This window comes from Acidaminococcus sp. CAG:542 (genome assembly GCF_000437815.1).
In the GTDB taxonomy this organism is placed as follows: Bacteria; Bacillota; Negativicutes; order Acidaminococcales; family Acidaminococcaceae; genus Acidaminococcus.
Map to the genome: position 1 here is coordinate 11926 of NZ_FR902072.1, position 6728 is coordinate 18653.

The 6728-nt window shown below is 56.9% G+C and carries 9 protein-coding genes; 1 reads left to right on the forward strand and 8 read right to left on the reverse strand.

What is annotated here, in order from left to right:
- The 8 genes from QVO43_RS05595 to QVO43_RS05630 form a co-directional block, all read right to left on the reverse strand.
- Window positions 1–543, reverse strand: a 543-nt coding sequence (locus tag QVO43_RS05595; RefSeq protein ID WP_288174597.1) for an ACP S-malonyltransferase, incomplete at its 3' end; no start/stop codon positions are given.
- The gene (locus QVO43_RS05600; protein ID WP_022487574.1) at window positions 540–1550 is read right to left on the reverse strand and encodes a beta-ketoacyl-ACP synthase III; all 1011 of its coding nucleotides are present in this window, start codon (window positions 1548–1550) and stop codon (window positions 540–542) included. The genes QVO43_RS05600 and QVO43_RS05595, both read right to left, overlap by 4 nt.
- Window positions 1551–2567 (reverse strand): phosphate acyltransferase PlsX, encoded by a 1017-nt coding sequence (gene plsX, locus QVO43_RS05605; RefSeq protein ID WP_022487575.1) that lies wholly within the window; start codon window positions 2565–2567, stop codon window positions 1551–1553. It lies immediately after the preceding gene.
- Window positions 2551–3141: a transcription factor FapR gene (fapR, locus tag QVO43_RS05610; RefSeq protein WP_022487576.1), complete on the reverse strand. Its 591-nt coding sequence runs from the start codon at window positions 3139–3141 to the stop codon at window positions 2551–2553. Before fapR ends, plsX begins: the two co-directional genes overlap by 17 nt.
- Before the next feature lie 116 nt (window positions 3142–3257).
- Window positions 3258–3914 carry a fructose-6-phosphate aldolase gene (gene fsa, locus QVO43_RS05615; RefSeq protein ID WP_022487577.1) on the reverse strand — a complete coding sequence of 219 codons (657 nt, stop codon included), beginning with the start codon at window positions 3912–3914 and terminating at the stop codon, window positions 3258–3260.
- Between the two features lie 142 nt (window positions 3915–4056).
- Window positions 4057–4239 carry a 50S ribosomal protein L32 gene (gene rpmF, locus QVO43_RS05620; protein ID WP_012938743.1) on the reverse strand — a complete coding sequence of 61 codons (183 nt, stop codon included), beginning with the start codon at window positions 4237–4239 and terminating at the stop codon, window positions 4057–4059.
- A 24-nt stretch (window positions 4240–4263) separates the two neighbouring features.
- Entirely contained in the window at window positions 4264–4767 is a 504-nt protein-coding gene (locus QVO43_RS05625; RefSeq protein ID WP_022487578.1) for a YceD family protein, read from the reverse strand.
- 62 nt (window positions 4768–4829) lie between these two features.
- Window positions 4830–6026, reverse strand: a complete 1197-nt coding sequence (locus QVO43_RS05630; RefSeq protein WP_022487579.1) for an acetate/propionate family kinase — start codon at window positions 6024–6026, stop codon at window positions 4830–4832.
- Between the two features lie 115 nt (window positions 6027–6141).
- Between QVO43_RS05630 and QVO43_RS05635 the strand changes: the two genes are divergently transcribed.
- Window positions 6142–6728, forward strand: a 587-nt coding sequence (locus QVO43_RS05635) for a nucleotidyltransferase family protein (RefSeq protein ID WP_288174600.1), incomplete at its 3' end; no start/stop codon positions are given.

Sequence of the window (6728 nt, forward strand, 5' to 3'; positions counted from 1 at the left end):
GCAAGCCTCTTTTACAGCTTCCGTGGCCCCGGCGATGACCACCTGACCCGGGCAGTTGAAGTTCACCGGCTGTACTGCTTCGTTCCGTTTTTCCTGGATGTCAGCGCAGATCTCCCGGATCTTGGCGGTATCCAGGGCAATGATGGCGGCCATGGCCCCCTGGCCCACAGGAACTGCTTCCTGCATGAACTGGCCCCGTTTCCGCACCGTGCGCACTGCATCGGCGAATTTCAGGGAACCGGCGCACACCAGAGCGGAATATTCACCCAGGCTGTGACCGGCGGCCACATCCGGGAACACCCCGTTTTCGTTCAGCACCTTCATGGCTGCAATGCTGCAGGTCAGGATGGCAGGCTGGGTGTTGTAGGTGAGCCGCAGCTGGTCTTCCGGCCCTTTGAAGCACAGATCCGTCATGGAAAAGCCCAGTGCTTCATCGGCTTCCTTGAATACTTCACGGACGCAGGCGTAGTTGTCGTACAGTTCCTTCATCATGCCTACGGTCTGGGACCCCTGTCCCGGGAACACAAAAGCAATTTTACTCATGCTCTGGCCTCCTCATCTTTTTGCCATTTCACTACCAGAGAACCATAGGTGAGGCCGGCGCCAAAGCCCACCATCACCACGTTCTCTCCTTTATGGATCCGTCCTGCATCCCGTGCCTGGCAAAGGGCAATGGGAATGGATGCAGCGGATGTATTGGCGTATTTTTCCAGGTTTACGAAAATCTTGTCCGTGGACAGCTTCAGCCGTTTGGCAGCAGAATCGATGATCCGCTGGTTGGCCTGGTGGGGAATCAAAAGATCGATGTCCTCCTTGCCCATGCCGGCCTTTTCCAAAGCGGCCAGGGCGCTGTGGCCCATGACCTTCACGGCAAACTTGAACACTTCCTTGCCCACCATGTGGATGCAGTGTTCGTGGTTGGCCACGGTTTCCTCGCTGGCCGGCTTCCGGGATCCCCCGGCAGGCATGGTCAGGTACTGGCCCCCGGCCCCGTTGGCCCCCAGGTCAACGGACAGGATGCCGTAGCCTTCTTCCACCGGTCCCAGAACTGCGGCACCGGCCCCATCCCCGAAGAGGATGCAGGTGTTCCGGTCCTGCCAGTTGAGGATCCGGGAAAGGGTTTCCGCTCCTACCACCAGCACGTGTTTGTACATGCCGCTGGCGATGGTCTGGCTGGCAATGCCGCAGGCGTACACAAAGCCGGAGCAGCCGGCAGCCAAGTCAAAAGCCGCCGCATGGGAGGCTCCCAGTTTGTTCTGAAGGATGCAGGCTACGGAAGGGAACTTCATGTCCGGAGATTCCGTGCCCACCACGATCAGGTCCAGCTGGTCGGCGGTGATCCCGGCGTCTTCCAGAGCCCGCTGGGCCGCGATAAAGGCCAGATCAGAGGTTGCCTGGTCCGGAGCGGCAATGTGCCGTTCCCGGATCCCGGTCCGTTCCACGATCCACTGATCGCTGGTATCCACCATTTTTTCCAGATCAAAGTTGGTCAGGACTTTTTCCGGCACATAGTACCCCATGCCCAAAAAGCCCACTGCAGGTTTCGTCATTTATAATTCACCACTTTCTTCGTCGTGCATGATTTCCTGGCGGATCCGTCCCACCACGTCTTTCTGGGTCAGCTCAATGGCCACCCGTACGGCGTTCTTGATGGCTTTGGCCTTGGAACTGCCGTGGCAGATGATGAAGGGAGCCCGGACACCCATAAGCAGGGCGCCGCCGTATTCCGATGCATCCATCTGTTTTTTCATCCGCAGGAGCGCCGGCTTCATAAGCAGGGCTCCCAGTTTGGCAAAGATGCCGCTTTCCATCAGGGTCTTTTTCAGGATCTCCATAACGGCGCAGGCCAGGCCTTCCATGGTCTTTAACACCACGTTGCCCACAAAGCCGTCGCAGACTACCACGTCCACAGTGCCTTTGTTGATGTCCCGGCCTTCCACATTGCCGATGAAATGGATGTGAGAGTCCTGTTTCAGCAAAGGATAGGTGGCCAGGCACTGTTCATTGCCCTTGGTCTCTTCTTCCCCGATGTTCAGAAGGCCCACCCGGGGCTGGGGGATCCCCAGCTGGAGTTCCGCATAAATGGACCCCATGATGGCGTTCTGGACCAGCTGTTCCGGTTTGGCATCCACCTTGGCGCCGGAATCCACCAGTACCGTGGCCCCCTTCACATTGGGGATCACCGTGGCAATGGCCGGCCGTTCGATGCCCCGGATCCGTCCCAGGCCGAACAGGGCGGAAGCCACTGCGGCACCGGTACTGCCGGAGGACACCAAGGCGTCACATTCCTTTTCGTGGAGGAGATGGGTAGCCACCACAATGGAGGCATCCCGTTTCTTCTTTACGCTGATTCCCGGATGGTCCTTCATTTCGATGACCTGGCTGGCATGATGGATGGTTACCCGGGGATTGTTTTCCTGATGTTCCCGGGCCAGTTCCTGGCGGATCACTTCCTGATCCCCCACCAGCACCACGTCGCAGCCATATTCGTCAACCGCCTGAAGCACCCCTTTGATGATCTCGGCAGGGCCATAGTCAGTGCCCATTACGTCAACTGCGATTTTCATCTTCTTGGCTCCTTTGTTCCGGAATGGCGACAATCAGGAACTTGGCACGGAACACTTCCTTGTGGTTGTTCCTGATCTTCACCCATATGGTATATTTGTCTTCCTGTTTCCGGACCACTTCGGCTCTTGCCACCAGAATGGCTCCCACGGTCACAGGGATTTTGTACTTTACATTGGCCACCCCGGTGAGGGCCGCAGGGGCATCGATCACCGCCAGAGCCAGGGAATTGGCCTGGGCGAACATGTACTGTCCCCGGCAGACACCGGTTTTCTGCAGCACCATTTCCCGGTCCACCGTCATCATGGAGATGCCGCTGACCCCGATTTCCAGGTCGATCAGTTCCCCGACGATGTCCTCGCTGGTAATGGCTTTCAGTTTTTCCTGGGCGTCCTCCGCCATATGACGGGTACGCTCCCGGAGTTCCGGGATCCCCAGGGCCAGCCGGTCCAGCCGGATGGTCTGGATGCTCACCTGAAAGGTTTCGGCCAGATGCTCGTCGGTCAGGAACGGATTCCTGGCCAGCAGCTGCTGCAGACGCTGCTGTCTTGCCTTTTTCTGTCCCACAGAACCCATTCTACCACCTACTTTTAGTACCTAGTCATAACACTTACACCTATTATACCAGAGCAGGGGCAAAATACAAGTCTTGACCGGGTGGTCTGTTACAGAATTTACAGGTTGTTCATAGTTTACCGGCCGAACACCGCTTCGAAATCCTGACAGAACTTCTCGATGCCCGTCCGGGTGAGAGGATGCTGGACCATCTGCATCAGCACCTTGTAGGGCACCGTGGCAATGTCCGCTCCCGTTTTGGCACATTCCACCACATGCATGGGATGCCGGATGGAGGCGCAGATCACCTTGGTGGTAATGTCCGGATAGAGACGGAAGATCTCCATCACTTCCTTGATCAGCCGGGTGCCGTCGGTGGAAATGTCGTCCAGCCGCCCCAGGAAAGGAGATACGTAGGTGGCACCGGCCCGGGCAGCCAGGATGGCCTGGGTGGCGGAAAAGACCAGGGTCACGTTGGTTTTGATCCCTTCGGAAGCCAGGATCTTCACGGCTTTCAGGCCTTCCCGGGTCATGGGGATCTTCACCACCATATTGGGATGGATCCGGGAGATCACCCGGCCCTCCATCACCATGTCCCGGGCCAGGGTGGTGCTGGCCTTCACTTCCCCGGAAATGGGGCCGTCCACAATCTGGGCGATTTCCCGGAGGGTTTCCTCATAGTCCCGGCCTTCCTTGGCGATCAGGGAAGGATTGGTGGTGACCCCGCTGATGATCCCCATGGCCTCCGCTTCCCGGATCTCGTCCAGGTTGGCCGTATCGATAAAGAATTTCATATATAGCTGCTCTCCTCGCATCGATTTAATCATTTCTATTCTATCATTATAAGCCAGTTTGGAGGATTTAGGAAGGGGAAGAAAAAAGGACGCCGCCCCTTTCGGGACGGCGTCCTTTTCAAGGTCCGGCGGACCGGGTTCCTTATTCTTCGTCTTCTTTCACGACTTCCTTGCCATCGTAGTAGCCGCATTCAGTGCATACGTGGTGCGGGCGCTTCAGTTCGTGGCACTGAGGGCATTCAACCAGGCCAGGAGCAGCCAGTTTCCAGTTGGCACGGCGGGAATCCCGACGGGCTTTGGACATTTTTCTCTTCGGTACTGCCATATCGTTACACCTCCTAATCTCAGGCTATTTCTCTAACAACGCCTTGAGAGCCTCCAACCTGGGGTCGATGGAATGGGTATCGCAGTGACATTCCGTCACATTGCGGTCCGCTCCACAGACCGGACAGATCCCCTTGCAGTCCGGTTTGCACAGGACTCTGGCCGGGATGGCCAGGAGCAGGGACTCTCTCAAAGCATCCGTAACATCAACCATATCGAACTGATAGGTGAAGGCATCTTCTTCCAGTCCTTCCGTGCCTTCGGGATAATACCGTTCTTCCACCTGGGCCGTAAGCTCCAGCCGCACATCTTTCAGACAGCGGGCGCAGGTGCCGTGGCAGACGAACTTTTCCCTAGCGGTGAGAAGGAGCACGTCTCCCCCGTTGGAAATCTCCCCTTCCACCAGGATGTGCCCTTCCAGGCTGGCATCTTCCGGCGTCAGGTTCAACTGGGACGGGGCAAGGTCGTACTGGAAAGATTCTGACCCTGTCAGTCTTTTTTTGATTTCTGCTACATTGATTTTAATCATATTATCAACCGTTACATTATATCGATGAAACCGGCCTTTGTCAAGCAAAAGCCCAAATCATCTTATTTGCTGCACAGTCTCAGGGTATCCTGGGCAATGGCCAGTTCTTCGTTGGTGGGGATCAGGAATACTTTCACCTTGGAATCAGCGGCGCTGATTTCGGTGACTTTGCCCCGTACGTTGTTCCGGTCAGCATCCAGTTTCACACCCAGGAATTCCAGGCCTGCGCAAACCTGCTGACGGGTATGGATGTCGTTTTCGCCTACGCCGGCGGTGAACACGATGGCGTCAACGCCGCCCATGGCAGCTGCATAAGCGCCGATGTACCGTTTCACCTGGTAGCAGAACATATCCAGGGCCAGCTGGGCTCTTTCGTTGCCTTTGGCGGCAGCATCTTCCAGGTCACGGAAGTCGCTGGAAACGCCGGAAACGCCCAGGACGCCGCATTCCTTGTTCATGTACTTGTCAACGCCGGCAGCATCCAGGCCCTTCTTCTGCATCAGCACGGGAACCACAGCCGGGTCGATGGAACCGGTACGGGTGCCCATCAGCACGCCGTCCAGAGGAGTAAAGCCCATGGAAGTATCCACGGATTTGCCCCCGTCCACAGCGGTGATGCTGGAACCGTTGCCCAGATGGCAGGTGATGATCTTGGTGTCTTTGATGTCCTTCTTCAGCAGCTGAGCAGCCACCCCGGACACGTATTTGTGGGAAGTCCCATGGAAGCCGTATTTCCGGATGCCATAGTCCTTGTATTCTTCGTATTTCACGCCGAACATATATGCCACAGGAGGCATGGTCTGATGGAATGCAGTATCGAATACGGCAACCTGCGGGGTGTTGGGCATCAGTTTCTGGCAGGCACGGATACCGGAAACGTTGGCCGGCTGATGCAGGGGAGCCATATCGCTGAGATCTTCGATCTGTTTCAGCACTTCATCGGTAATCACAACGGATTCATTGAAGATTTCACCGCCGTGCACCACACGGTGGCCAACAGCATCGATTTCGTCCATGGATTTGATGACGCCGTGGTTGGGGTCAACCAGAGCAGCCAGGACCTTCTTGATGCCGTCCACATGGTCGGGGATGGCGCTTTCCAGTCTTACCTTGTCCTTGCCGGCGGGAGTGTGGGTCAGAACGGAGCCTTCGATGCCGATACGTTCTACCAGACCTTTAGCGATGACAGATTCATCCTTCATATCAATCAGCTGATATTTGATGGAAGAGCTGCCGCAGTTTACAACAAAAATCTTCATTACATTGCCTCCTGATCGACTACTGATTTTAAACCAGTATTATGCTTATGCTATAATACTAATATATGTTAGCAAAGTTTTACGGATTTGTAAAATAAAAATTTGGAGATCTGCTATGGAACAACCTTCTGTCATCGGCCTGGTGGCCGAATACAATCCCTTTCACCGGGGCCACGGCCATCATCTGGAGGCCGCCCGGGCGCTGCTGGGCCCGGTGCCCGTCATTGCCGTGATGAGCGGCAGCCTGACCCAGCGGGGAGAACTGCCCCTGTGGGACAAATGGCGCAGGACCCGGCTGGCTCTCCTGGGCGGGGTGGACCTGGTGCTGGAACTGCCGGCGGCCGGGAGCCTCCAGAGTGCCCAGGGGTTCGCCTTCTTTGGGGTGGAAAGCCTGGCCGCCACCGGCCTTGTGACCCACCTGTCCTTTGGCTGCGAAGCCCGGGACCCGAAGCTGCTGCTCCAGCTGGCCCGGGAGGACTTTTCTCCGGGTGAATGGGCAGCAGCCCTTTCCGGGGGCCTTTCCTATGCCGGGGCGGCGGAGCAGCTGGCCTGCCGGCGGAACCTGGCCTATCAGGGACTTTTTTCCGGGTCCAACAACCTGCTGGCCCTGGAATACCTGAAGGCCCTGAAGGGCCACCCGGAGATCCAGCCCCTGCCCATCCGCCGGGAAGGGACCCTTTACGGCAGCGCCGCCCTGGAAAA

Bases quoted from the DNA above. Each gene is read 5' to 3' on its own strand.
- QVO43_RS05600 (WP_022487574.1), bottom strand. From the start codon at position 1,550: ATGACGAAACCTGCAGTGGGCTTTTTGGGCATGGGGTACTATGTGCCG.
- plsX (WP_022487575.1), bottom strand. From the start codon at position 2,567: ATGAAAATCGCAGTTGACGTAATGGGCACTGACTATGGCCCTGCCGAG.
- fapR (WP_022487576.1), bottom strand. From the start codon at position 3,141: ATGGGTTCTGTGGGACAGAAAAAGGCAAGACAGCAGCGTCTGCAGCAG.
- fsa (WP_022487577.1), bottom strand. From the start codon at position 3,914: ATGAAATTCTTTATCGATACGGCCAACCTGGACGAGATCCGGGAAGCG.
- rpmF (WP_012938743.1), bottom strand. From the start codon at position 4,239: ATGGCAGTACCGAAGAGAAAAATGTCCAAAGCCCGTCGGGATTCCCGC.
- QVO43_RS05625 (WP_022487578.1), bottom strand. From the start codon at position 4,767: ATGATTAAAATCAATGTAGCAGAAATCAAAAAAAGACTGACAGGGTCA.
- QVO43_RS05630 (WP_022487579.1), bottom strand. From the start codon at position 6,026: ATGAAGATTTTTGTTGTAAACTGCGGCAGCTCTTCCATCAAATATCAG.